Origin of the sequence: Pseudomonas sp. CFBP13508 (assembly GCF_005233515.1) — a bacterium.
Classification (GTDB): domain Bacteria; phylum Pseudomonadota; class Gammaproteobacteria; order Pseudomonadales; family Pseudomonadaceae; genus Aquipseudomonas; species Aquipseudomonas mercuritolerans.
The window spans coordinates 101,316-127,527 of record NZ_QFZZ01000002.1 but is presented as its reverse complement, the minus strand read 5'-3'; the positions used below and the strand labels follow the sequence as shown (position 1 = coordinate 127,527).

The 26,212-nt window shown below is 60.0% G+C and carries 21 protein-coding genes; 14 read left to right on the top strand and 7 right to left on the bottom strand.

What is annotated here, in order from left to right:
* Window positions 1–16: 16 nt before the first annotated feature.
* A complete protein-coding gene (locus PspCFBP13508_RS05035) occupies window positions 17–1,681 on the bottom strand; it encodes an electron transfer flavoprotein-ubiquinone oxidoreductase (protein ID WP_016770955.1) in 1,665 nt (554 codons plus the stop codon).
* Window positions 1,682–2,231: 550 nt separating this feature from the next.
* Between PspCFBP13508_RS05035 and PspCFBP13508_RS05030 the strand changes: the two genes are divergently transcribed.
* The 10 genes from PspCFBP13508_RS05030 (at window position 2,232) to PspCFBP13508_RS04985 (ending at window position 11,659) form a co-directional block, all read left to right on the top strand.
* Window positions 2,232–2,981: an electron transfer flavoprotein subunit beta/FixA family protein gene (locus PspCFBP13508_RS05030; protein ID WP_007908338.1), complete on the top strand. Its 750-nt coding sequence runs from the start codon at window positions 2,232–2,234 to the stop codon at window positions 2,979–2,981.
* The gene (locus PspCFBP13508_RS05025) at window positions 2,982–3,911 is read left to right on the top strand and encodes an FAD-binding protein (protein ID WP_137213871.1); all 930 of its coding nucleotides are present in this window, start codon (window positions 2,982–2,984) and stop codon (window positions 3,909–3,911) included.
* 81 nt (window positions 3,912–3,992) lie between these two features.
* A complete protein-coding gene (locus PspCFBP13508_RS05020; RefSeq protein ID WP_137213870.1) occupies window positions 3,993–4,814 on the top strand; it encodes a transporter substrate-binding domain-containing protein in 822 nt (273 codons plus the stop codon).
* Window positions 4,815–4,823: 9 nt separating this feature from the next.
* On the top strand, window positions 4,824–5,186 hold the full coding sequence (locus PspCFBP13508_RS05015) for a DUF4398 domain-containing protein (protein ID WP_178084471.1): 363 nt from the start codon (window positions 4,824–4,826) through the stop codon (window positions 5,184–5,186).
* A complete protein-coding gene (locus PspCFBP13508_RS05010; RefSeq protein WP_137213869.1) occupies window positions 5,183–5,995 on the top strand; it encodes an OmpA family protein in 813 nt (270 codons plus the stop codon). Before PspCFBP13508_RS05015 ends, PspCFBP13508_RS05010 begins: the two co-directional genes overlap by 4 nt.
* A gap of 200 nt (window positions 5,996–6,195) precedes the next feature.
* On the top strand, window positions 6,196–7,635 hold the full coding sequence (locus PspCFBP13508_RS05005; protein ID WP_024013893.1) for a PLP-dependent aminotransferase family protein: 1,440 nt from the start codon (window positions 6,196–6,198) through the stop codon (window positions 7,633–7,635).
* A 78-nt stretch (window positions 7,636–7,713) separates the two neighbouring features.
* Window positions 7,714–8,187, top strand: a complete 474-nt coding sequence (locus PspCFBP13508_RS05000) for a translation initiation factor 2 (RefSeq protein WP_130911907.1) — start codon at window positions 7,714–7,716, stop codon at window positions 8,185–8,187.
* Window positions 8,188–8,350: 163 nt separating this feature from the next.
* The gene (locus tag PspCFBP13508_RS04995) at window positions 8,351–8,605 is read left to right on the top strand and encodes a YkgJ family cysteine cluster protein (RefSeq protein WP_016770949.1); all 255 of its coding nucleotides are present in this window, start codon (window positions 8,351–8,353) and stop codon (window positions 8,603–8,605) included.
* 40 nt (window positions 8,606–8,645) lie between these two features.
* Window positions 8,646–9,251: an START domain-containing protein gene (locus PspCFBP13508_RS04990; RefSeq protein WP_130911908.1), complete on the top strand. Its 606-nt coding sequence runs from the start codon at window positions 8,646–8,648 to the stop codon at window positions 9,249–9,251.
* Between the two features lie 314 nt (window positions 9,252–9,565).
* Window positions 9,566–11,659, top strand: a complete 2,094-nt coding sequence (locus tag PspCFBP13508_RS04985; RefSeq protein WP_137213868.1) for an LTA synthase family protein — start codon at window positions 9,566–9,568, stop codon at window positions 11,657–11,659.
* A gap of 77 nt (window positions 11,660–11,736) precedes the next feature.
* Here PspCFBP13508_RS04985 and PspCFBP13508_RS04980 read toward each other — a convergent pair whose 3' ends face one another.
* Window positions 11,737–11,889, bottom strand: coding sequence for a DUF3309 family protein (locus PspCFBP13508_RS04980; protein WP_003183939.1), 153 nt, complete (start codon window positions 11,887–11,889; stop codon window positions 11,737–11,739).
* 331 nt (window positions 11,890–12,220) lie between these two features.
* Between PspCFBP13508_RS04980 and PspCFBP13508_RS04975 the strand changes: the two genes are divergently transcribed.
* The 3 genes from PspCFBP13508_RS04975 to csrA all read left to right on the top strand — a co-directional run bounded on the left by PspCFBP13508_RS04975 (window position 12,221) and on the right by csrA (window position 13,751).
* Entirely contained in the window at window positions 12,221–13,036 is an 816-nt protein-coding gene (locus PspCFBP13508_RS04975) for an SDR family oxidoreductase (RefSeq protein WP_101156344.1), read from the top strand.
* Between the two features lie 64 nt (window positions 13,037–13,100).
* Window positions 13,101–13,433 carry a YnfA family protein gene (locus PspCFBP13508_RS04970; protein WP_137213867.1) on the top strand — a complete coding sequence of 111 codons (333 nt, stop codon included), beginning with the start codon at window positions 13,101–13,103 and terminating at the stop codon, window positions 13,431–13,433.
* Between the two features lie 132 nt (window positions 13,434–13,565).
* Window positions 13,566–13,751, top strand: a complete 186-nt coding sequence (csrA, locus tag PspCFBP13508_RS04965) for a carbon storage regulator CsrA (RefSeq protein WP_024013891.1) — start codon at window positions 13,566–13,568, stop codon at window positions 13,749–13,751.
* A gap of 4 nt (window positions 13,752–13,755) precedes the next feature.
* Here the strand turns inward: csrA and PspCFBP13508_RS04960 are convergent, their stop codons facing one another.
* From PspCFBP13508_RS04960 to PspCFBP13508_RS04945, 4 genes are all read right to left on the bottom strand, one after another.
* Window positions 13,756–13,983 (bottom strand): YheU family protein, encoded by a 228-nt coding sequence (locus PspCFBP13508_RS04960; RefSeq protein ID WP_003172962.1) that lies wholly within the window; start codon window positions 13,981–13,983, stop codon window positions 13,756–13,758.
* Between the two features lie 169 nt (window positions 13,984–14,152).
* Window positions 14,153–15,343, bottom strand: a complete 1,191-nt coding sequence (locus tag PspCFBP13508_RS04955) for an osmoprotectant NAGGN system M42 family peptidase (protein WP_137213866.1) — start codon at window positions 15,341–15,343, stop codon at window positions 14,153–14,155.
* Between the two features lie 160 nt (window positions 15,344–15,503).
* Window positions 15,504–17,252 carry an N-acetylglutaminylglutamine synthetase gene (gene ngg / locus PspCFBP13508_RS04950; RefSeq protein WP_137213865.1) on the bottom strand — a complete coding sequence of 583 codons (1,749 nt, stop codon included), beginning with the start codon at window positions 17,250–17,252 and terminating at the stop codon, window positions 15,504–15,506.
* 3 nt (window positions 17,253–17,255) lie between these two features.
* Complete coding sequence (locus tag PspCFBP13508_RS04945; protein WP_137213864.1) at window positions 17,256–19,028, bottom strand: N-acetylglutaminylglutamine amidotransferase; 1,773 nt, start codon at window positions 19,026–19,028, stop codon at window positions 17,256–17,258.
* A 363-nt stretch (window positions 19,029–19,391) separates the two neighbouring features.
* Here PspCFBP13508_RS04945 and PspCFBP13508_RS04940 point away from each other — a divergent pair, with 363 nt between their 5' ends.
* The gene (locus tag PspCFBP13508_RS04940) at window positions 19,392–24,224 is read left to right on the top strand and encodes an NEL-type E3 ubiquitin ligase domain-containing protein (protein WP_137213863.1); all 4,833 of its coding nucleotides are present in this window, start codon (window positions 19,392–19,394) and stop codon (window positions 24,222–24,224) included.
* Between the two features lie 3 nt (window positions 24,225–24,227).
* Here PspCFBP13508_RS04940 and mnmC read toward each other — a convergent pair whose 3' ends face one another.
* On the bottom strand, window positions 24,228–26,207 hold the full coding sequence (gene mnmC / locus PspCFBP13508_RS04935; RefSeq protein WP_137213862.1) for a bifunctional tRNA (5-methylaminomethyl-2-thiouridine)(34)-methyltransferase MnmD/FAD-dependent 5-carboxymethylaminomethyl-2-thiouridine(34) oxidoreductase MnmC: 1,980 nt from the start codon (window positions 26,205–26,207) through the stop codon (window positions 24,228–24,230).
* Window positions 26,208–26,212: the final 5 nt, after the last annotated feature.

The following is a 26,212-nucleotide window of genomic DNA, read 5'->3' as shown; positions in this document are numbered from 1 at the left end:
TGTTCAGCGTTTCGACTTACATGTTCGGGTAAGTCGGGCCGCCGGCACCTTCCGGTGCCACCCAGGTGATGTTCTGCGCAGGGTCCTTGATGTCACAGGTCTTGCAGTGCACGCAGTTCTGGGCGTTGATCTGGAAGCGCTTCTCGCCGTCTTCCTTGGTGATCACTTCGTATACGCCGGCCGGGCAGTAACGCTGCGCCGGTTCGTCGTACAGCGGCAGGTTCTTGCTGATCGGGATGCTCGGATCGGTCAGCTTCAAGTGGCACGGCTGCTCTTCTTCGTGGTTGGTACCGGAGATGAACACCGAGCTGAGTTTGTCGAAACTCAGTTTGCCGTCAGGTTTCGGGTAGTCGATCTTCTTGCAGTCGGCCGCGAGCTTCAGGCAGGCGTAATCCGGCTTGGTGTCGCGCAGGGTGAACGGCAGTTTGCCGCCGAAGATGTTCTGGTCCAGCCAGTTGAAACCACCGCCGATGATCGCGCCGTATTTGTGAATCGCCGGGCCGAAATTGCGGCTGGCGAACAGTTCTTCGTGCAGCCAGCTGTTCTTGAATGCGTCGACGTAAGTGGTCAGTTCGACGGTGCAATCCTGCTCGGCGAACAGCGCATCGGCTACCGATTCTGCCGCGAGCATGCCGGATTTCATCGCCGTGTGGCTGCCTTTGATCTTGGCGAAGTTCAGGGTGCCGAGGTCGCAACCGATCAGCGCTCCGCCCTTGAAGACCATTTTCGGCAGCGAGTTCAGGCCGCCCTTGGCGATGGCGCGGGCGCCGTAGCTGACGCGCTTGCCGCCTTCCAGATATTGCTTGAGCACCGGGTGATGCTTGAGGCGCTGGAACTCATCGAACGGCGACAGGTAAGTGTTGCTGTAGGACAGGTCGACGATCAGACCGACCACCACCTGATTGTTTTCCAGGTGATAGAGGAACGAGCCGCCGGTGTTCTCGGTGCCCATGATGTCCAGCGGCCAGCCGGCGGTGTGCACCACCAGGCCTGGCTGATGCTTGGCCGGGTCGATTTCCCAGATTTCTTTCAGGCCGATGCCGTAATGCTGGACGTCGGCATCGCTGTCGAGGTTGTAGCGCTTGATCAGTTGCTTGCCGATGTGGCCACGGCAGCCTTCGGCGAACAGCGTGTATTTGCCACGCAGTTCCATGCCCGGGGTGTACAGGCCTTCTTTCGGGTTGCCTTCGCGGTCGACGCCCAGATCACCGGTGATGATCCCGCGCACTACGCCGTTTTCATCGATCAACGCTTCCTGAGCGGCGAAGCCCGGGTAGATTTCTACACCCAGATTTTCAGCCTGCTGAGCCAGCCAGCGGCACAGGTTGCCGAGGGAGATAATGTAATTGCCTTCGTTGTGCATGGTCTTGGGCACAAAGAAGTCAGGAATCTTCTGCGCACTGTCGGCGTTTTTCAGCACGAAAATGTCATCGCGTGTGACGGGCGTGTTCAGCGGCGCGCCGAGTTCTTTCCAGTCCGGGAACAATTCGTTCAGGGCGCGGGGTTCGAACACCGCACCGGAGAGGATATGCGCGCCGACTTCGGAGCCTTTTTCGACCACGCAGACGCTGATTTCCTTACCGGCGTCAGCGGCCTTCTGCTTCAAGCGGCAGGCGGCGGACAGACCAGCGGGGCCGGCACCGACGATGACGACGTCGAATTCCATGTATTCGCGTTCCACAGGCTATCTCCTACTCAAGGCTCAACAGTTTTTTTTCTAATATGGAGGTTTGATCTCGCATCCATATTGCCTTTACGTTAACGTCAAAGGGAATATTGGCGAATCCACCTTTCTCTCTAGGCGGCGCATTATATCTACACCACTCTCAGCGTCCAATACAAACGTTTGTTTGAATCGCCTCCAGCCCTGATAAATCAAAGAAGCGCGGCTTATGACAGGGCATTTTGGCGTATTGACCAGAATGGGCGTTCCGGTCAAGATACGGGCGGTTTTGCGCTCGCCGTAGGCAGACTGGCGGTTTCAAGAGCACCTCTAAAGACAGGGCACAGGCAGTAGACGGTGATGCGCAGCGCAAGTCCGGCGCGCAGTTTACACAGCGTGAGAATGAATGACCCGACAGTCACCCCTGACGAACGGTCACCTCCCTTCGCGAAGTGAATCACCTCACATTCAAGCCGGCGTTTTTAGAGGTGCCCTTGTCGCCCGATGAGCATCATCCGCCAGGTTCGCCTAGGCGACTTTCTTTTCACCGGAGAGTAACGAGGAATCCATGAAGGTTCTTGTAGCTGTCAAACGCGTTGTGGATTACAACGTCAAGGTCCGCGTCAAGGCGGACAATTCCGGCGTCGACCTCGCCAACGTCAAGATGTCGATGAACCCATTCTGCGAAATCGCCGTGGAAGAAGCCGTACGCCTGAAAGAGAAGGGCGTTGCGACTGAAATCGTCGTCGTCTCCATCGGCCCGACCACCGCTCAGGAACAGCTGCGTACCGCACTGGCTCTGGGTGCCGATCGCGCCATCCTCGTCGAATCCGCTGAAGACCTGACCTCGCTGGCCGTGGCCAAGCTGCTCAAGGCTGTCGTCGACAAGGAACAGCCGCAGCTGGTGATCCTTGGCAAACAGGCGATCGACAGCGACAACAACCAGACCGGCCAGATGCTCGCGGCATTGAGCGGCTACGGTCAGGGCACGTTCGCGTCGAAAGTCGAAGTCTCCGGCGACAGCGTTGCCGTGACTCGCGAAATCGACGGCGGCGCACAGACCGTTTCGCTGAAACTGCCGGCCATCGTCACCACCGACCTGCGTTTGAACGAGCCGCGCTATGCGTCCCTGCCAAACATCATGAAAGCCAAGAAGAAGCCTCTCGAAGTGCTGACTCCGGACGCTTTGGGCGTTTCCACCGCCTCCACCAACAAGACCCTGAAAGTCGAAGCGCCGGCTGCACGCAGCGCGGGTATCAAGGTCAAGTCGGTGGCTGAACTGGTCGAGAAACTGAAAAACGAAGCGAAGGTAATCTAAATGACTATCTTGGTTATTGCTGAACACGACAACAAAGTGCTGGCCCCGGCCACGCTGAACACCGTGGCTGCGGCTGCCAAAATCGGCGGCGACATCCACGTTCTGGTAGCAGGTCAGGGCGCAGGCCCGGTGGCCGAAGCCGCTGCGAAGATCGCTGGGGTGAGCAAAGCCCTGAATGCTGACAACGCCGCTTACGCGCATCAGCTGCCGGAAAACGTTGCTCCTCTGGTTGCAGAGTTGGGCAAGGGTTACAGCCACATTCTGGCTGCCGCCACTTCCAACGGCAAAAACATCCTGCCGCGCGTTGCTGCTGCGCTGGACGTTGACCAGATCTCCGAGATCATCTCGGTTGAAAGCGCTGACACCTTCAAGCGCCCGATCTACGCCGGTAACGCCATCGCTACCGTGCAATCGACCGCCGCGATCAAAGTGATCACCGTGCGTGCCACCGGTTTCGATCCGGTTGCTGCTGAAGGTGGGTCGGCTGCCGTTGAAACCGTTGGCGCTGCCCACGACGCCGGTACTTCGAGCTTCGTCAGCGAAGAGCTGGCCAAGTCCGATCGTCCTGAGCTGACCGCTGCCAAGATCGTCGTCTCTGGCGGCCGCGGCATGCAGAACGGTGACAACTTCAAACACCTGTACGCCCTGGCCGACAAGCTTGGCGCTGCTGTTGGCGCTTCGCGCGCTGCGGTCGACGCAGGTTTTGTACCGAACGACATGCAGGTCGGTCAGACCGGCAAGATCGTTGCGCCACAGCTGTACATCGCCGTCGGTATCTCCGGCGCGATCCAGCATCTGGCCGGCATGAAAGATTCCAAGGTGATCGTTGCGATCAACAAGGACGAAGAAGCACCGATCTTCCAGGTGGCCGATTACGGTCTGGTGGCGGATCTGTTCGAAGCAGTACCTGAGCTGGAGAAGCTGGTCTAATCCGGCGGCTTCACTTATAAAGAGCCCGGCCTGTTGGTCGGGCTTTTTTTTGTCTCGAATTTGAGTGGGGAGCGTTTTGCCATGGATCTGCGCTGCGGATGGTTGTTGGGATTTATGCTGTTGCCAGGTTTGGCCATGGCCGCTGGCAAGTGCGAGCGCCTGGTCGTCACCGGCAGCCCTGACGCGCCGCCGTACCTGTGGCAGGACCCGCAAAACCCCAAGCGCTTGATCGGCGCCAGTGCCGATCTGTTGCAGCAAGTGGCCAAGGATCTGGGCATCAAAGTCGATCTGCTGTATGCCGGCAAACGCTCACAGGCCCTTGATGAAGTGCGCAGCGGGCGCATGGACATGCTCGCCGACGCGCCGCTGACTGTGAATGAGCTGGAGAACCTCGACTACATCCATCCGCCACTGTTGGAAAACGATTACCTGGTGTGGACCCGCAAAGGTTCGACGCTGACCTACGGCGAGGCGATCGACCTGAAAGGCCACGCCGGTGCGGTGTCGGAAAAGTCTCGAATGACCCAGGCATTCGGCACTTTCGCTGAACAGAATCTGACCCTGACCCGCACAGCAAACCTTACCGAGGCACTACAGAAATTGCTGTTGGGCGAGGTGGAATATGTCCTCGCCGGACGTTACTCAGGCCTGGCCGCCGCGCAGACATTGGGCATGACCAGCGATCTGCTGGCGTTCGAACAACCCATCGACCGGCCGGGTCTGTTCCTCGCGGTTTCGCATAACTCGGCCTGCAACGATCCGTGGTTGCGCGGACAGCTCGCCAAAAAGATGACAGAATTGCCCGCATCCGGACTGACGGAAGCCGCGCTGCAACGCAACATCGAGCGCTGGAAGGCGCAACAGCAGCAGCCGCCACAACCTGTCAGTGCCCCAAAACAGTAGGGATTCTTAGTGAGTATTCGACCTCTTTTCGCGGCTGTGGCCGTTCTGGCCCTGGCCGGGTGCGCATCCGATCCGGCACCCACTGAACAAATGCGTTTGACCGAACAAGCCATCGTGCAGGCCAAGGCAGTGGGCGCCACCGCTGACGAAGTGCCGGAAATGCAACTGGCCGAAACCAAGTACAGCCGCGCCAAAGGCAACATGGCGGACGAGTCCTATCGCAACGCGCGCATGCGTGCCGAGCAGGCTGAACTGGATGCACGTCTGGCTGAAGCCAAGGTGCTGACGAAAAAAAGCGAAGAGCAGCTTAATGTGCTCAATACCCGCATTGTCCGCCTGCGCAAGCAGCTGCAACTGGGGGAAGCGCAATGAGCATCAAGTCCAACGCTCTGGGCATTCTGCTTCTTGCCGGTTGCGCCAGCCTGTACGGCTGCGCCGGCCAGCACAGCGAGGCGGCACTGCAACAGGCCGGCGCTGATTTCCAGAAGGTCAAGGAAGATTCCAACGTGCTGCGCATCGCGCCGAAAGACGTGATCCGCGCTGGCGAATCCCTGGCTCGCGCCGATCGGCTGTCGACCTATTGGGGCAGCGGTGCCGACGTGGTGCATTACGCCTACCTGAGCCAGCGCTACAGCGAAATCGCCCGCGAGCACACCAATCAGGCGCTCAATGAGGAGCGCGCAGCCAAGCTCGAGCTTGAGCGGCAACGTCTGCAACTGGCCCTGCGCGAATCGAAGCTGCTTAGCGTGCAGCAGCAGGGCAAGTGGCTGGAGGAACAGATCGTGGCGCTGGCCACTACACAGGCTGATCGTGGTCTGGTCATGACCCTAGGCGACGTGTTGTTCGACACCGGCCAGGCCGAACTGAAAAACTCGGCCAACCGCGTCGTGCTGAAGATCGTCCAGTTCCTGCAACTGAACCCCAAGCGCGTGGTGCGCATCGAGGGTTACACCGACAGCACCGGTGGCAAGCAGGAAAACCTCAAACTGTCCCGTGATCGTGCGCAGTCGGTGGCTGACGTGCTGGTCGATCTGGGTATCGACGAAAAACGCATTCAGGTCGAAGGTTACGGCGATCAGTTCCCGGTCGACGCCAACGCCTCCGAGCGTGGACGGGCGCAGAACCGCCGTGTGGAAATTGTGTTCTCCGACGAAAAAGGCCAGCTCGGCGCCGCCCGCTGAGGTTGCGTCTCTGGGAAGCCCGGACTGTCATGCAGTGCCGGGCTTTTTTACGTCTGTCGATTGCCGCGCAAAACCGTACAGATAGGGCAGACACCGCACTGTACGGTCGAGTAATCTGGCAACTGTCCCAGTACACTTCTAAACTGTTCCGGTATTGTTTCAGACAAGAATAAAACGCCCGTGAAATCGAGTGCTGCGTCATGACCAATCTCTTGCTCTACCAACGTATTGCTCAGCAACTGGCCGAAGACATCCGCCGTGGTGTCTATCAACCGGGGGAGCGCGTGCCTTCGGTGCGCAAGATGAGTTCGCAGCTCAACGTCAGCCATGCGACGGTGTTGCAGGCGTATGCCAACCTTGAAGATCAGGGCCTGATCCGCGCCCGTCCGCAATCGGGTTATTACGTCCACCAGACCCCGGCGCTGACCGCGCCGACGCCGGACATCGCCCGGGTCGAACGGCCGGGGCTGGTCACCCGCAGCAGCATCATTCAACAGGTATTGGTCGAATCGCGCCGCGAAGGCGTGTTTCCGCTGGGCGCTGCGGTGCCGAGTGTCGATTATCTGCCGGTGCGCGCGCTGCATCAGCAATTGGCCAAGGTCACCCGGTTCCACAGCCCTCGGGCGTTCAGCTACATGTTCAGCCCCGGTTTCGAACCGCTGCGCCGGCAAGTGGCGATTCGCATGCGTGACGCTGGCGTGGTGGTCGATCCATCGGAAGTGGTGATCACCCACGGCTGTGTCGACGCTTTACAGATGTCGTTGCGCGTGCTGACCCGGCCGGGCGATCTGATTGCTGCCGAATCGCCGACTTATTACGGCCTGCTGCAACTGGCCGATCTGCTCGGCCTGAAAGTCATCGAAATCCCCAGTGACCCCGCCACTGGCATGAGTCTGGAAGCCTTGCAACTGGCCGCCAACCAATGGTCGATCAAGGCGCTGGTGCTGACCACGCGCCTGAGCAATCCCCTCGGCGGGACCATGCCGGAAGAGCGGCAGAAACAGTTGCTGCGGCTGGCCTCGGATTTCGACATTCAGATTGTCGAAGACGATATCTACGGCGAACTGATGTTCGAACAGGGCCGTACCAAGGCACTGAAGGCCTACGATCGTCTGGATCGGGTGATCTACTGCTCGAGCTTCTCCAAAACCCTGTCGCCGGGTGTACGCATCGGCTGGATGATTGCCGGCAAGTACCAGCAGGAAATTCAGCGCCTGCAAACCTTCAGTACCCATTCGGCGTGTAGCGTCACGCAGATGGCGATTGCCGCGTATCTGGAAAACGGCGGTTATGACCGGCATTTACGCTACATCCGCCAGGAATATCGGAAAAACCTCAGTGCGTTTCAGCTGGCGGTGCAGCAGCACTTCCCCGAGGGCACGCAAATGTCCCGGCCCACGGGCGGTTTTATCCTCTGGGTGAGTTTGCCGGGGCGGGTCAACACCCAGGAATTGCATGTTCGCGCGCTGCAACAAGGCATCAGCATCGCACCGGGGCTGATCTTCAGTAATACCGAGCAGTTCAACCACTGTATCCGCCTCAATTGCGGCATTCCGTGGAACCGCGAGGCGGAGCGGGCGCTGATGACGCTGGGCCTGTTGGCCACCCAACTGTGTCAGGAAACCGCTGGCGGATTCTGAACGAGCAGGGAGGTGATGCTTGTCATGTGACGCACAACAGGCGAGCATGTGGCCCTCTGCCGTTAGTTCGTTGGGTCCATGAAAGCGATTGTTCCTGCCGCGTGGGTATTGCTGGGTTTGCTGATGGTCGGTCAGGCACCGGGTGTCCTGGCGGCCGCAGCCCAGGAAAAACCGGCAGCGACGAGTACGGCGAACAAAGCAGCCAAGTCCGCGACTCCCGCAAAAAAAGCTCAGGCGAAAAAAAACGCCACGGTGAAGAAGCGCCGCCCGGTGGCTTCGAAATCGAAATCCGCCAGCGAAGTAGCGAAGACCAAATTGCCGTCGGCAAAACTCGATCTCAGCCTGCCCAAGGATATGGTTGAAGAGTTGAAGCCCGAGGGCGCCGTGGAGCTGCCCAAGCGCGAGGCGATCCTGCCGCAGATGTTTGGCGAGAAAGACAACGGCTTCCAGCTCAACGGCCGCTTGCTCAGCAACGAAATGCAGCTGCAACTGCGCAACGAAGCACGGCGCGATGTCGAAGGCGCGGCGCTGGATTTCGAATTCAAGCAATAGATGCAGCACTCTGCAACGCGCAGAGCAGACGCTTCGTCGGAGACTGCCCGGTCACTTTTACTTATCGTTGAAAAGCCGCTCGTAGCAATTTGAAACAGTCGTTTTAGCGGTTACTCTGTTTCCCGTCTCTTTACACATCGCCCGTCGCGAGGATCTGTTCGTCATGAAATGCCGCGAAGGCTGTGGCGCTTGCTGCATTGCCCCCTCCATCAGTTCGCCGATCCCCGGCATGCCCGATGGCAAACCCGCCGGCGAACGTTGCGTGCAACTGTCGGTCGATAATCTGTGCAGCATTTTCGGCCGTCCGGAACGTCCGGCTGTGTGCTCGGGCTTCGCTGCGGATGTCGAGGTGTGCGGCAGCAGTTCGGAAGAAGCGATCAGATTGATCGGCTGGTGGGAGCAGATGACGGCGGCGTGATGTGTTCACCAACGGAACTTCAACAATAAGGAATAACACTATGGGTTCGCTGCACCGTATCGCTGTGTTGTGTGGTCTGACTGCCGTACTTGCCACTTCGGTCGCCCAGGCGGAAGACTGGAAAGTTGCCAAGAACGAAGATGGCATCAAGGTTTCCCTGAGTGAAATACCCGGTTCGGACTACAAGTCCTATCAGGGCGTCGCGCTGATGAAGACCACCGTCGCCAAACTGCGCGCCTTGCAGGAAGACGTCTCTGGCGCCTGCGCCTGGATTCACGAGTGCAAGAGCCAGAAACTGCTCAAGCACGAAGGCGATCTGAGCTGGACCTATTCGCAATTCAACACGCCATGGCCGGTGACCCCGCGTGATTCGGTGCTGAAGATCACCACTATTGAAGGCGCCGATGGCAGCCTGACCCGTAATCTTGAAGGTGTGCCGACCTACCTGCCGGAAGAAAAAGGTTTCGTCCGGGTCCAGCAAGTCAAAGGCTTCTGGAAGTTCGTGCCGAAAGGCGATCAGGTTGAAGTAACTTATCAAGTGCACACCGAGCCGGGTGGCAGCGTGCCGGCCATGGTCGCCAACAAGTTTGTTGTCGATGCGCCATTCAATACCCTGAAAGCGCTGAAACAACGCGCCGAGAAATAACCTTCACGCTCTAAGCAAAACGCCCCGACCGGTTCGGGGCGTTTTGTTTTGTCTCTAAATTGTATTTCCAGATATTCGTTGCACGAAATTTTCACAAAGTCTCCAAGACAATCCGCCCGCACTTGTTGCCTGCCATAGTGCCGCCAGCCCTTTGCATGAAAGTCTCGAAGAGCAAGGCAGTATTCAATGGCAATGGTGTGAACGATCGTGCAACATTTGCGCACCGCGCACGCCCCGGGGTCTGGAATGACCAATAGAGGGCCTGGCGCCGCTGTATTTTTGCAACTTCAACTTCCAATGGGTCCTAAAACGACATGGCAAACCCGGACGCCCTGAATCAGCAGCGATCTTCTGCTCGCCTGCTGCAACCGACCGTCAAATCGCATCTGGCCTACACGCTTTTGTGCGCACTGGTCATGATGGTCATGTTTTCCGCGCTGCGCCTTGCGCTGCTGGTCTACAACCGCGAGATGATCCTCGACACGCCGGCAGCGACCTTCCTCGAAGCGTTCGTCAACGGTCTGCGTTTCGACCTGCGCCTGGTGGTGTACCTGTGCATTCCACTGGTGCTGGCGCTGTTCAGTGCCCGGGCCATGGCCGCGCGCGGTTTCTTCCGCCTGTGGCTGACCATCGCATCGAGCATCGCCCTGTTCCTCGGCCTGATGGAGATGGACTTCTACCGCGAGTTCCACCAGCGCCTCAACGGTCTGGTATTCCAGTACGTGAAGGAAGACCCGAAAACCGTGATGAGCATGCTCTGGTACGGCTTTCCGGTGGTGCGCTACCTGCTGGCGTGGGTGATCGGCACCGTGATCCTGACACTTGCCTTTAAAGGCGCTGACCGTGCCACCCGCCCGCGCGGCCCTTTCAGCGGTGGCAGCGTCGGCACCCGTCAGATCGCGCCGTGGTACACCCGTCTCGCGGTGTTCGTGGTCTGCCTGTTGATCTGTGTGGTTGCCGCCCGTGGCACCCTGCGTCAAGGCCCGCCGATGCGCTGGGGTGACGTGTACACGACTGATTCCAACTTCGCCAACCAGCTCGGTCTCAACGCCACGCTGTCGCTGATCGAAGCCGCCAAGTCGCGCATGGGCGAGGATCGCGACAATATCTGGAAGGCCACGCTGCCGCAGGAACAGGCGCAGAAAATCGTCCGTGACATGCTGCTCATGCCTGACGACAAACTGGTCGACGCCGATATTGCTGCCGTGCGCCGTGATTACACGCCGCCAGCCGACAAGACCCTGCCGATCAAGAACGTCGTCGTGATCCTGATGGAAAGCATGGCCGGTCACTCGGTTGGCGCCTTGGGTGCTCCGGGCAACATCACGCCTTACCTGGACAAGCTGTCCAAGGAAGGCCTGCTGTTCGACCGTTTCTTCTCCAACGGCACCCACACCCACCAGGGCATGTTCGCGACCATGGCCTGCTTCCCGAACCTGCCTGGCTTCGAATACCTGATGCAGACCCCGGAAGGCAGCCACAAGCTGTCCGGCCTGCCGCAGGTGCTCAGTGCCCGCGACTACGACGACGTGTACGTCTACAACGGCGATTTCGCCTGGGACAACCAGTCGGGCTTCTTCAGCAACCAGGGCATGACCAACTTCGTTGGCCGCAACGACTTCGTCAATCCGGTGTTCTCCGATCCGACCTGGGGCGTTTCCGACCAGGACATGTTCGATCGTGGCCTGCAGGAACTGAAGGCGCGGGAAAACGGCAAGCCGTTCTACGCGCTGCTGCAAACCCTGTCCAATCACACGCCGTACGCCTTGCCGACGCCGTTACCGGTCGAGCGTGTCACTGACCGTGGCAGCCTCAACGAACACCTGACCGCCATGCGCTACTCCGACTGGGCGCTCGGCCAGTTCTTCGAGAAGGCGCGCAAAGAGAAGTACTTCAACGAAACCCTATTCGTCATCGTCGGCGACCACGGCTTCGGCAACGAGCGCCAGATCACCGAAATGGACCTGGGGCGCTTCAACGTGCCGATGCTGATGATCGCCCCGGGCATTCAGCAGAAGTTCGGTGCCCGTGACCACACCGTGGGCACGCAGATCGACATCGTGCCGACCATCATGGGCCGTCTCGGTGGTGAAGTGCGTCACCAGTGCTGGGGCCGTGACCTGCTCAACCTGCCGCAGGGCGATACCGGTTTCGGTGTGATCAAGCCATCGGGCAGCGAGCAGACCACCGCCATCGTCACCGCCGACCAGATTCTGGTACTGCCGCGTGACAAGGACATGGGGCCGAAAATCTGGCAATACCAGCTCGGCGCCAATCCGCACGCCGAAGTTGTACCGGATGCGCCGCGTACTGCCGAACTCAGACTCAAACTTGAAGCGTTCCTGCAAACCGCGACCAAGAGCCTGCTCGACAATACCGCCGGTGTGATTCACGGCACGCCGGAGTGATGCCGGGTTAACAAAAAGTCCACGCAATAAAAAAGAGGCCCTTGCAAAAGGGCCTCTTTTTTTACAGCTTCAAATCGTCATATCTTGCCGAGTAACAACAGCACCAGCAGCACGACCAACACCACGCCGATAATGCCCGACGGGCCATAACCCCAACTTCTGGAGTGCGGGAAGACCGGCAGACCACCGATCAGCAACAGGATCAGGATGATGATTAGAATTGTGCCCATGGGTGATTTCCTTGTTCAGAGTCTGGAAGAGTCTTGATGCTCAGTGGGCAGCTGGAGAGCAACTAAATACCAGCCGGCTTACATGTTCCGACTTGTGTCAGTGAAAAATAATTCAATGTTTTTTTAATGTATTTGGATTGCTCGGTTATTTCCTTTCCAGCAAAAAGATCGCAGCCTCGTTGCACTCGTCAGCCCCTGCATGAGGCCAACCGGAAAACGATGACGGCAGTAATCTTTTGATCCTCCATTCAGCAACTGGATGGAGCGTGGGCGAACGAAGTTCCTTCGCTACACTCGGCGCATCTCTCCCGGAACAACAAGGCTGTCCGCTATGCAAAATCGCATGATGATCACTGGTGCAGGCTCAGGCCTGGGTCGCGAAATCGCCCTGCGCTGGGCCCGTGAAGGCTGGCGGCTGGCCTTGTCCGATGTCAGTGAACCCGGCCTGCAGGAAACCCTGAAACTGGTGCGCGAGGCGGGCGGTGACGGCTTCATCCAGCGCTGTGACGTGCGCGATTACAGCCAGCTCACCGCCTTCGCCCAGGCCTGCGAAGAGAAGCTCGGCGGCATCGACATCATCGTCAACAATGCCGGGGTCGCCTCGGGCGGATTCTTCAGCGAGTTGTCGCTGGAAGACTGGGACTGGCAGATCGCGATCAATCTGATGGGTGTGGTCAAGGGCTGCAAGGCGTTCCTGCCGCTGCTGGAACAAAGCAAGGGCAAGATCATCAACATCGCCTCCATGGCCGCGTTGATGCAAGGCCCGGCGATGAGCAACTACAACGTGGCCAAGGCCGGTGTGGTGGCGTTGTCGGAAAGTCTGCTGATCGAACTGGCACAGCAGGAAGTGGCGGTGCATGTGGTTTGCCCGTCCTTCTTCCAGACCAACTTGCTCGACTCTTTCCGCGGGCCGACGCCGGCAATGAAAGCCCAGGTTGGCAAGTTGCTGGAAAGTTCGCCGATCAGTGCAGCCGACATCGCTGACTACATCTATCAGCAAGTCGCCGCTGGCGAGTTCATGATCCTGCCCCACGAACAAGGGCGCATGGCCTGGGCGCTGAAACAGAAGAATCCGCAACTGCTCTACAACGAAATGACTTCCATGGCCGAGAAAATGCGCGCCAAGGCCAAACAAAACAACGCTTGATCTTGTTCGATGCCCGCCGCGTCGTTAGGGTGGCCGCCAACGGTCACCCTGTCGAGATGCCTCCATGCTCAATTACTTGTGGTTCTTCCTCGCGGCGCTGTTTGAAATCGCCGGCTGTTTTGCGTTCTACATGTGGCTGCGCCAGGGCAAGAGTGCTTTGTGGGTGATACCCGCGTTGCTCAGCCTGACCCTGTTCGCGCTATTGCTGACCCGTGTTGAAGCGGCCTACGCCGGGCGCGCATATGCGGCGTATGGCGGGATCTACATCGTTGCTTCGATTGGCTGGCTGGCGGTGGTCGAGCGGGTGCGTCCGCTGGGCTCGGACTGGATCGGCATGGCGCTGTGCTTGGTTGGTGCCAGCATCATTCTGTTCGGGCCGCGCTTTTCCGCCGCCTGATTTTCTGTGCGAAGCGTCTGACAGCTGCGGGCGTGGGTGCGTGTAGGGCAAGACTGATTTGCTCGTCGTGCATTGTGCAGCCGCTGTAAGCCGCGCATCTTCAGGGTTTGCCAGTCCTGAAGGATGAATCCCATGCTTGTACTCAGCCGTGTGGTCGGTGAGTTGATTTCAATCGGAGACGACATCACCCTGCGTGTTCTGTCGGTCAACGGCTCCAGCGTGCGCTTCGGCGTCGAGGCGCCAAAGAAAGTCCATGTGCACCGCGCCGAGGTCTATGACCGGATCAAGCGCAAGGAGGCCGCAGCGAAGGCTGGCTGACGGTTCAGTCGAACAGGTGCTTGGGTACGTCGTGCTTGAGCATCAGCTGGCACTGTTCGCTTTCCGGGTCGAACACGATCAGGGCCTGGCCCTTGGTCAATGCCTGGCGCACGCGCAGGACGCGGGTTTCCAGCGGGGTGTCATCGCCGTTGTCGGTACCGTCGCGGGTGACGAAATCCTCGATCAGGCGGGTGAGGGTGTCGACTTCAAGCGCGTCGTGGGGAATGAGCATGGGCACCTCGGTCAAATCAATGTCGGGATGCTACGGGGATTGGGTTTTGTCTGCCAGTTCTGTATCGGTCTTGCCGGCCCATTCGCGAGCAGGCTCGCTCCCACATTTGAAAGCGATCCCCTGTGGGAGCGAGCCTGCTCGCGAAGGCGGTTATCTGTTCACCGAAGGCTCAACTGTCAGAACGCTGCCCAACCAGACTGTCCACCGGCGGCACGCGGGTTTCGCTTTCCATCTGCGTGTCATGCTCGATCTGATGGCTGAAGCGATCCAGTGAAGCATTGGCCGGTGCCGCATCGCTGGCGAACACCGGCGGGCTGAGAATGTACGCGCCGAGCAAACGACTGAGCGCCGCCAGGCTGTCGATGTGCGTGCGTTCGTAGCCGTGGGTGGCATCGCAGCCGAAGGCGAGCAGGGCGGTGCGAATGTCGTGGCCGGCGGTGACCGCCGAGTGCGCATCGCTGAAGTAATAGCGGAACATGTCACGGCGCACCGGCAATTCGTGTTCATCGGCCAGACGCAGCAGATGCCGCGACAAGTGATAGTCATACGGCCCGCCCGAATCCTGCATCGCCACGCTCACGGCGTGTTCGCTCGAGTGCTGGCCGGGGGCGACCGGTGCGATGTCGATGCCGACAAACTCGCTGACGTCCCACGGCAATGCCGCCGCTGCACCGCTTCCGGTCTCTTCGGTGATGGTGAACAGCGGATGGCAATCGATGTTCAATTCCTGGCCGCTGTCGACAATCGCCTTCAGAGCAGCGAGCAATGCTGCAACACCGGCCTTGTCGTCGAGGTGGCGGGCGCTGATATGGCCGCTTTCGGTGAACTCCGGCAGCGGATCGAACGCCACCACGTCACCGACATGAATGCCCAGCGATTCGCAATCGGCCTTGGTCGCGCAGTAGGCGTCCAGACGCAGCTCGACATGGTCCCAACTGATCGGCATTTCATCGACCTGGGTGTTGAAGGCGTGCCCGGACGCCATCAGCGGCAACACGCTGCCGCGAATCACCCCGGTGTCGGTAAACAGGCTGACCCGGCTGCCCTCGGCAAAGCGGCTCGACCAGCAACCGACCGGGGCGAGGGTCAGGCGACCGTTGTCTTTCACCGCACGCACGGCGGCGCCGATGGTGTCCAGGTGCGCAGACACGGCGCGGTCAGGGCTGCTCTTTTTGCCCTTCAAGGTCGCGCGAATGGTGCCGCGCCGGGTCATTTCAAACGGAATGCCCAGCTCTTCGAGACGCTCGGCGACGTAGCGCACGATGGTGTCGGTGAACCCTGTAGGGCTGGGAATGGCGAGCATTTCCAGCAGGACTTTTTGCAGGTAAGCCAGATCCGGTTCAGGGATTTGTGTGGTCATGGAAACTCCTGATGGGTTGAGCACATCGATGGTTTCGATGAGGAAAATTGGTGGTGACGTTCAGGGCCTCTTCGCGAGCAGGCTCGCTCCCACATTTGGAATGCATTCACCCTGTGGGAGCGAGCCTGCTCGCGAAGGCGTCAGTAGAGGCGTTTCATAATCACGAAACAGCCGGCTGACTATGCGGAAACAACAGATCGACAAAGCGTTCCGCCGTCGGCTGCGGTTCGTGGTTGGCGAGGCCGGCGCGTTCGTTGGCTTCGATGAACACGTACTCGGGCTGATCCGCCGCCGGCACCATCAGATCGAGCCCGACCATTGGAATGTCCAGCGCGCGCGCCGCACGCACTGCCGCGTCGACCAGGGTCGGATGAAGACTGTCGGTCACATCTTCCAGCGTCCCGCCGGTGTGCAGATTGGCGGTGCGCCGCACGAACAGATGCTCGCCGGCCGGCAGGATGCTGCTGTAGTCATAGCCGGCCGCATGCAGCGTGCGTTGGGTTTCGTGGTCCAGCGGAATCTTGCTTTCGCCACTGGTGGCGGCTTGCCGGCGGCGGCTCTGCGCTTCGATCAGCGCACCAATGGAATGCTGACCATCGCCGACCACTTCGGCGGGCTTGCGAATCGCCGCCGCGACCACTTCAAAACCGATCACCACAATGCGCAGATCGAGACCTTCGTGGAAGCTTTCCAACAGCACGCGACTGTCGAACTGCTTGGCGGTTTCGATGGCCTTCTGCACTTCTTCGATGGTGCGCAGATCCACCGCGACGCCATGGCCCTGTTCACCGTCGAGGGGTTTGACCACCACCCGTTGGTGTTCATCGAGGAAGGCCAGATTGTCGTCGGCATTGCCCGCCAGTTGCTGTGCCGGCAGTTTCAGGCCGGCGGCTTTCAGCACCTTGTGGGTCAGGCTTTTGTCCTGGCACAAGGTCATGCTGATCGCGCTGGTCAGGTCGCTCAGCGACTCGCGGCAGCGCACGCGACGGCCGCCGTGGCTGAGGGTGAACAGCCCGGCGTCGGCGTCATCCACTTGCACGTCGATGCCGCGTCGATGCGCTTCTTCGACGATGATCCGCGCGTAAGGATTGAAATTCGCCTCCGGGCCCGGGCCGAGGAACAGCGGCTGGTTGATGCCATTCTTGCGCTTGATGGCGAAGGTCGGCAGGTTGCGAAAACCCAGTTTGGCGTAGAGGTTTTTCGCCTGACGATTGTCGTGCAGCACCGACAGATCCAGATAAGCCAGACCGCGACTCATGAAGTGCTCGACCAGATGTCGCACCAGCACTTCACCGACGCCCGGCCGCGAACAATGCGGGTCGACCGCCAGGCACCACAGGCTGCTGCCGTGTTCCGGGTCGTTGAAGGCTTTTTCATGATTGAGACCCATGACACTGCCGATCACCGCGCCGCTGTCCTCGTCTTCCGCCAGCCAGTACACCGGGCCGCCCTGATGATGCGGGGTGAGCAGCTCCGGATCGATCGGCAACATGCCGCGGGCCTGGTACAAACGGTTGATGCCCTGCCAGTCGGTTTCGCTCTGCGCGCGACGAATGCGGAAGCCGCGAAACACCCGCGTGGCCTGCCGGTAATCGCTGAACCACAGGCGCAGAGTGTCGGATGGATCGAGAAACAGCTGCGTCGGCTCCAGGCCGAGAATCTGCTGCGGTGCGGCAACATACAGCGCGATATCGCGCTCGCCGGGCTGCTCGTTGAGCAGCTCCTGCGCCAGCGACGCCGGGTCGGGAAAGGTGTGACCGATCAGCAGCCGGCCCCAACCGCAATGCACAGCAATCGGGGCGCTGGCAGGCTCGCTGCCGTCTTCGGCCAGGCGCGCCTGCAAACGTTCATACGAGGGGGCCTGACCACGCAACAGGCGTTGGTTGATGGACGTGGCATGGGGTTTCATCAATCAGATTCCTTGTTCACTGAGCCACAGGTTCAGGGCCGCCAGTTGCCACAGTTTCGAGCCGCGCAACGGGGTCAGTTGGCCTTGCGGGTCAGTCAGAAGCTTGTCGAGCATGCTCGGGTTGAACAGGCCGCGATCCTGGCTCGGATCCAGCAGCAGCTCGCGCACCCAGTTGAGCGTGTCGCCCTGCAAGTGCTTGAGACCCGGCACCGGGAAGTAGCCTTTCTTGCGGTCGATCACTTCGCTTGGAATGACCCGACGCGCAGCTTCTTTGAGCACTTGTTTGCCGCCATCGGGCAGCTTGAATTGACCTGGCACACGGGCTGACAGCTCGACCAATCGATAGTCGAGAAACGGCGTGCGCGCTTCCAGGCCCCAGGCCATGGTCATGTTGTCGACACGTTTGACCGGGTCATCGACCAGCATCACCGTGCTGTCCAGACGCAGCGCCTTGTCCACGGCAGCCTCGGCGCCGGGCTGGGCAAAGTGCTGTTTGACGAAATCGCCCGCCGCATCATGGTCGACCAGCCATTTCGGCTGCACAGTGGCCGCGTAGTCGTCGTAGCTGCGATCGAAGAACGCATCGCGGTAGGCCGCGTATGGATCCGCCGCGCCGTCGACCTGCGGATACCAGTGGTAACCGGCAAACAGTTCGTCCGCGCCTTGGCCGCTCTGCACCACTTTGCAGTGCTTGGCCACTTCGCGGGACAACAGATAGAACGCGATGCAGTCATGGCTGACCATCGGTTCGCTCATTGCGCGGAAGGCGGCGGGCAGTTGCTCGATGATTTCTTTCTCGTCGATGCGCAACTGATGGTGGCGCGTGCCGTAGTGCTTGGCGATCAGGTCCGAATACTGGAATTCGTCGCCGCGCTCGCCGCCGGCATCCTGGAAACCGATGGAGAAGGTCGACAGATTCTCTACGCCGACTTCGCGCAACAGGCCGACGAGCATGCTCGAATCGACACCGCCCGAAAGCAACACACCGACATCCACTGCCGCACGCTGACGAATCGCCACCGCTTCGCGGGTGCTGTCGAGGACGCGATCGACCCAGTCTTCCAGATTGAGGTTTTTCTCGTCTTCATTCGGGCCGTAGGGCAGGGTCCACCAGGTTTTCTGCTCGGTGCGGCCATCGGCTTCAACGCGCATCCAGGTGGCAGGCGGCAGTTTTTCGATACCGGCCAGCAACGTGCGCGGCGCAGGCACCACCGCGTGGAAGTTCAGATAGTGATTGAGCGCCACCGGATCGAGGATCGGGTTGATGTCGCCACCCTTGAGCAGCGCCGGTAGTGCCGAGGCAAAGCGCAGGCGTTGGCCGGTGCGCGACAGGTACAGCGGCTTCACGCCGAGACGGTCACGGGCGATGAACAGGCGCTGGGCATCACGCTCCCAAACGGCGAAAGCGAACATGCCATTGAGCTTCGGCAGCAACGCCTCGCCCCAAGCGTGATAACCCTTGAGCAGCACTTCGGTGTCGCCGCCGGAGTAGAAGGCGTAACCCAGTGCTTCAAGCTCTGCGCGCAGTTCCGGGAAGTTGTAGATCGCACCGTTGAACGCCAGGGACAGGCCCAGTTGGCTGTCGATCATCGGCTGCGCCGAGCCGTCCGACAGGTCCATGATTTTCAGGCGTCGATGACCCAGGGCAATCGGCCCTTGGGCATGGAAGCCCCACGCGTCAGGGCCGCGAGGGGCCAGGTGATGGGTGATTCTCTCGATCGCTGCAAGGTCTGCAGGTTGTTGATCAAAACGTAACTCGCCAGCTAATCCGCACATAAAGTCCTTACCGGTTTTTCCGTTGGGGAAGGTCAAGCCGTACCACGCGAAAAGCGCGGGTACTCAGAAACTGACCTGTCACGGTAGGGGGAGTTTTAGATCGATAAGTTATAAGGCGCCGTGGCAGCACCGTGCCGTAACGCTATCAGCCTTGATGCAGAGCCGGAATTGCTCATCACGCCGTTACGCTTTTTCTGAATAAGCCCAGTGGGACATGGGCGTCTCGCGCGGGTGGTACAGGGCTATTTTATCGATGACAAAAAGTGCTTGATCGGCCTCGTTTCTGTGCAGGAATTTGAACTGTTTTTGGCTGCCCGGCACCGTTAGGGTCAAGGCTTCAAACCGCAATAAAGGACTATTGCCATGCTCACCCAAGACAAGAAAAAACCACAGGTTCAAGCCTCGACCCTGAGCATCTTGTTCGACGCTACCGGCGACCTCGACGTCGCTGAAGCCCTGGAAAAAAGCCTGCCGGCGCATTTGCTCAAGGCTTCGCCCGCCGAACTGGCCAGGCTCGATGAACTCAATCGTGAGCTGCACAGCAAGCAACTCAAGGTCGACAAGGATCTGGCCGGGCTCAAACCGTTGCACAGTTTCTGTATCAGCGAGCTCGACAGCGCGCTGAGCAAGAAATGGCCGGCGCTCTATGACGTCGGCCTCGATGTGCTCAGTCTTCCGGGCGTCGATTGTGGCTGCGAGGCGACCGCGACCGATCAGGCCGACATCGACCTGGTCAAGCACGCCTCGCAGACTCTGTTGCAGGCAGCGATGCAGAACTTCACCGAAGACGAGGAGCAGGCCGACGGCTTCCCCGCTGGCAGTCTGGTGCGCATCAACAGTGTGCCTGACGGCGTGAAGGAGCTGACTCCGGCAGCGTTTGCCGCGTTTTGTCGCGAGCTCGATCTGGGCAAAAAATACCAGGAACATTTCCAGAAAGTGTTCGGCCTGCACGATGAAAACGGCAAGGTTGTGGCAACCAGTACCATGACCCGCGATATCGCTGCATTGAAGCAATCGCTGCTGGAACTGGACGCTCATCTGGCCGCGCTCAAGGGTGATATCACCGCGGCAGGTTTGCGCATGCTGCAAGATCTGATGCTGGCCGAGGGCGTGGCATCGGCGCAAAACCTGCGCTACGACAAAGACCCGATGATCATGCAGGGCATCAAGGTCCTCGACAGCTGCGTGTGGGGCGTTGTGGTGTTTTCCAAGCGCTCCGTGCAACAGTATCCGGAGGACGGATGCATGGTGTATATGCCCGGCGAGCCGCAGCGAGCGGTGTATGAATACCCGAGTTTCAACGCGTTCAAGCGCCACCTCGCCGAACAGCTCAAAGCCAGCGATTATCAGGATTACTTTGCCCGCAGCCTTGATGAAGATGACAAGGCTGACTTCTTCAAGGCTCTCGCTGAAAAGCCTGATCTGGGGTTCGTCGAACAGTGGCCGATCAACGTGCCGCTGTTCGATTTCATGGTGCAAAGCCATGTCGGCAAGTTGCAGATCGATGCGCGCAAGCTGGCGGTGCCCACCGCTGATATCGATGAAGAAGTGCGCCAGAAACGCCTGTTGGACTTCCTCCAGCGGGGAGTGGCGGTAGCGTCGGTCGCCGGATTGTTCGTGCCCGTGCTTGGCCAGTTGATGATGGGCGTCGCGGTGGGCCAGTTGCTCGGTGAGGTTTACGAAGGTGTCGAGGACTGGCGGCGTGGCGATCACCAGCAGGCGCTGTCACATCTGCTCAGTGTGGTGGAGAACATCGCGCTGATGGGCGTGTTCGCCGGTGGGCAAAAAGCGCTGGGAGCACTGGGGAGCAAATTGCTGCGTTCACATCCGCAGTTCTTCGGGCAATTCACCGCCATTCTCAATCGAGCCGGCAAGCCGCGCCTGTGGAAACCCGACCTCGCCCCGTATGAACATTCTCTGCCCGCCGGCTTCAGCATCGAAGCCAGCTCCAAGGAGTTCTACCAGGTTGGCCGCAAGACCGTCGGTCGCGTCGACCATCGTGTGTTCGCCGGTGACTTCGATCCCGATACCCAGCGCTGGCGTCTGGAACACGCCGAACGCGCGCAAGCCTATGCGCCCGAGCTGAACCGCCACGTCGAAGGGGGCTGGCGGCTGCCTGCCGAAGACCCCGAGCAATGGAGCAGTAGCGCCTACCTCCTCAAGCGCATCGACCCGCACTTGAGCGAATTCGTCGACGCCGATCTGGACATGATGCGCCGGCTCAGCGGCACTTCGCAGCAGACCTTGCTCGATACCTTCAACGACAATCTGAGCTTGCCGGTACGTCTGCGCGATACGGTCGAGCGCGTGCGCATCGAGCGCAAGCTGCGTGAGCTGATCACGCAACTGGAAAGCGGCGAGGTCCACTCCGAGCAACCTCTGGAGGAGCAGATGCATGCCTTGACGAAACTGCCAGGCTGGCCGACTGACCGATACATAGAGATCATTGGTCATGAGGGCGACGTCGAAACAACCTGGCCTGCGAACAGCCAGCTCGACGATACGCTGGGTGTGCCGGTCACCCGCAACCAGTTGGCCTTGGGGCGATTGCTGCCAACCGTCATCGATGGCCTCTACCAGCAGGAAGTCGATGCGCTGCTCGGTGGCAATGTCGCGAAAAGCACGCAGACATCCGCGCTGGCGAAAAAGCTCGGCGCTGCGCTCAAGGCCGATCATCGTGCAGCATTCGAGCGCATGTACCAGCGCTATGACCAGAGTGACGCGCAGGATCTGCGCAAACTGCGCGAGGCCTTTGCCGGCATTCCCGCGCGCCACGGGCAACGGCTGATTGACCGCGCGCGGAGTACCGAACGCGTGTACTTGAGTTCGACCGGGCGGGTGCCTTTGCGGCTCGGGCAGCAAACCAGGCAAGAACTCGCCAGGGTTCGGCTCGATCGCGCACTGACTGGCTTGCACTGGCCCGGGCTTGCCAACGCCGACACTGACGCACTGGCTATCCGCTTGCTGCCTCGCCTGAGCGGCTGGGACAGCCAACTGCGCCTGGAACTGCGGGACAAGACGCTCACAGGGCCGATTCTGGAGGCCATCGGCGATATGACTGCGACCACCGACAATACCTGCTCGCTGGTCAAGACTGCGCAGGGTTATGAAGCCTTCGACGGTGCGGGAGTATTACGGGCAAAAGTGGCCTCGGCGCCCGACGGGCTCTACACGGCGATTCTCAAGGCACTGCCGCCGCGACAGCGTTCCGCCGCCGGATTTGCCGATTCTGCGAGCACCGATGCGCAACGCTTACGCAGCAAGCTGCTCGATGTTGCACTGGACGAGCGCGACGCTACGGCGCGGACAATGCTGGGTGAGCGGAGCGCACGGCTGGCCGTCGAACCTGCGTGTGTTCAGGGTGACGAGGATGTCGTGACGGCTCACCCCTGGGGCTTGCTGCGTAAGGTGCGCAAACTTTATCCGCGCCTGAGCAAAGCGCAGCTCGCGCAATTGCTCGACGGTCTGGGCGATGATCCATTGAGCCGGGCGCTCAAGGTCAAAGAACTGCGCAAGCATTTGAAGACCTTACGCAACGTGTTGTCTGACTGGAGCGACGACACCGCTGCCCTGCAAACCGTGGGCACTGACCTGGCACAAGCACGGCGCAGCCGCAAATTGGCCGCGGAGCTGATCGAGGAAGCGTTCAGACGATTCGAATGGGTCGAGAGTGAGGATGAGGCGGGTAAGTCACTCTGCACGCTCAAACTCGATAATATGCGTGTCGGCAAATTACCGGCGTTACCCGCGCAATTGAATTTCGATCACGTCCAGCAATTGTCGATGAGGAACATGGCCCTGAAGGATGACGTTGCCCACTTCCTTGAATCGTTCAAACAGCTGACGTCACTGGAACTCGACAAGAACAGCATTACTCAGCTTCCGGAGGTGATCTCGCTCATGCCACAACTGCGGCGCTTGAGTCTGGCCAACAATCAACTCCAATTGACCGAGCAGACTCTGGCGAAGCTGAACCGGTTGCACACGCTGCGCTACTTCAATCTGTCCTATAACCCCTTGGGCGCCACGCCGAGTGTCGGTGGAATGTCCGGGTTGCGCCGTTTGATGCTGCGCGATACCGGAATCACCGAGCTGCCCGATGGCCTCGACAATCTTCACGATATCGAATGGATGGATCTGCGCGAAAACAGAATGCGCGAGCTGCCGGAGTGGTTGTTCCAGACATCGCGCCAATTCGCCAGGGCGATCAACATGGCGAGAAACCCGTTTTCGGAAACCGCCAAGACCCATCTGCAGAACTATCGCAACAACTCCGGCATCGGCATGGGGTATGCGGAAGACGATATCGGTCGGTTGAACGAACAGCAGGCCCGTTCGCTCTGGTTTACCGAAACCGGCGGGGAGGAATGGACGAAAAAGACGCGAATCTGGACGGCGTTCACCGAAGATTTTCGCGCTGAAGGCCTGTTTCACTTGCTCGCCCAGTTGGGCGATACCGCTGATGCGGCGCACAGCAGCGCAGACATGACGCGGCGCGTCTGGACTGTTCTGGAAGCGGCAGACGCTGATAGCGTTCTGTGTGATCAATTGCTGAATCTGGCTGCCAGCCCCATCAACTGTACGGACAGTGCGGCGATGAATTTCAGTCATCTGGAAGTTGCCGTCGAGGTCGATCGGGTGACCCACGCTGCCAATGGGGGCAAGGTCACCGCCGGCGCTTTGCTGAAGCTGGGCCGCAGCTTGTTCCGCTTGGAAAAAATCGACGAAATTGCCCGGGAGCACCACAGCAGGCTTCCGACTGTCGAACACCTGGAAATGAACCTGGCCTATCGCGTCGGCCTTGCCGAAGAACTCGACCTGCCCGGCCAGCCCCGACACATGCGATACCTCGATAACAGCAAAGTCACTGCAGCCGACCTGCAACTGGCCAAGAGCAAGATCTACAGCGCCGAACTTTCTCCCGAGTGGCTGAAGTTCATGTTGCGTCAAACTTTCTGGTGCGACCACCTGAAACAGACGTTTCCAAGTCAGTTCGACGAGGTCTATGAAGCATACGCACCACGCATGACCGAGCTGGATGAGCAGAAAGAGACGCTTTCCTCGGCCGATTACACCAGCCAGGGTAAAGCTATCGCGCTTGAACGAGAGCAGGCTGATGCAAAGCTGATTGAACGGCTGACCGACGATGCGATACGTCAGGTCGAACTCGGTATCTGCGCCAAACCCGACACATAAGCATCACTTGCCGCGAATCAGCTGACGTAATGCGAAACGGTTGGGATGGCAGGCTTCGGCGACGCTGCGTGGCAACGGCAGCGGCTCGTTGTCCAGCCACGCGGCGAGCAGTTCGCCGGACAGCGGTGCGGTGATCAGCCCGCGAGAACCGTGGCCGCTGTTGACGTACAGGCCATCGAGCCACGGGCAGGCGATGTCCGGCACTTGCCGGGCGTCCTTGCTCAACGCTGCGTAGGTTTGATTGAAGGTCTGCAAATCAGCGAGCGGACCGACAATCGGCAGGTAATCGGGGCTGGTGCAGCGAAAGGCGGCGCGGCCCTCAAGATTCTCCAGTGGCTGCTCGTTGATGTTGAGGCGGGTCAGCAGGTCGCTGGAAATTTCTTCGAGCATCGCCAGATTGCCTTGGTGCTCGGCAGTCGTGGGCGTCAGGTCGTCGCTGTTGAAGTCGAAACTGGCGCCCAGCGTGTGCTCGCCCAGACGCGCCGGGGCGACGTAGCCCTCGGCGCACACCACGGTGGCCAGCGCACGACTGTCTGCAGTCTCAGCCAGACGCGTGATCTGCCCGCGAATACGCTTGAGCGGCAATTCGGCACTCTGGGCAAAACGTTTGATTTCGGCGGCTCCGGCCAGGATCACCACCGGCGCACTGGCGAGCAAACGCTCGCCATCGAACGCTTGCCAATGGTCAGCGACGTTGCGCAGTTCCAAAGCTTCTTGATGGCTGAGCAATTCAATGTTGGCGTGCATCGCCTGGGCCTGACACAGTGCCGGCGGATGCACCCAGCCACCCTCGGGGTAGAACAAGCCGCCATGAGCCACGCCGACACCGGCGCGAGCCTGCGCTTGCGGCTGTTCCAGCCACTGCAATAGATCTTCGGGAAACGCCGCCGCCAGTTGCCCGTGGCGCTCGGCTTCTTTGGCATTGAACGCCAATTGCAGCACGCCGCAGTCATCCCAGTCGCTGCCGCGTTGCAGGCTTTCCAGCAGGCGCCGGGTGTAACCGAAGCCACTGACGATCAACTGCGACAACGCCGTGCCATGGGCGGACAACTTGAGATAGAGCACGCCTTGCGGATTCCCCGAAGCTTCCTGCGCCACCGACGCGTGACGCTCGAGCAGACTCACCTGCCAGCCGCGCGCCGCCAGACTCGACGCCGTCGCGCAGCCGGCCAGGCCCGCGCCGATCACCAGCGCCCGGCGCTCACCGCGCAACGGAGCAGGGCGGGCGAACCAGGGTTTCGCCGGTATTGGCGCCGCCACCTCGGCGGGCCAGCCGAGAAATTCGCCACGCAGGATTTCCCACTTGTGGCCGATGCCCGGTGTGCGCTTCATCTTGAACCCGGCAGCGTTGAGCAAACGGCGGACCCAACCGGTGCTGGTGAAGGTGCTGATGGTCGATCCCGGCGCGGCGAGGCGCGCCAGTTCGACGAACAGCTCGGCAGTCCACATGTCCGGATTTTTCGCCGGGGCGAAACCATCGAGGAACCACGCGTCGATCTGTGCATCGAGTTGCGGCAGTTGCTCCAGCGCATCGCCGATCAGCAAGGTCAGCGTCACTCGACCTTCGGCCAGAGTGATGCGCTGAAAACCTTGATGAATCGCCACGTACTGTTTGAGCAACTGATCGGCCAATGGCTTGAGTTGCGGCCACAGCGCCAAGGCCCGACGCAGATCCGCAGGCGCCAGCGGGTACTTTTCCACACTGACAAAATGCAGGCGTGCGCCGGCCACTGCGTGCTGTTCGAACAGCTGCCAGGCACAGAGAAAATTCAGCCCGGTGCCGAAGCCGGTTTCGCCAATGACCAGCCGTCCATCGGCCGGCAGCGCAGCGAAACGCTCGGCCAGACGGTTCTGTTCAAGAAACACGTAACGGGTTTCCTCCAGCCCTGACTGATCGGAAAAATACACGTCATCGAACACCCGCGAACGTGGGCGTCCGTGGTCGTCCCAGTCGAGTTGGGCGTGGGGCATTTCGGCTTTCATGGCAG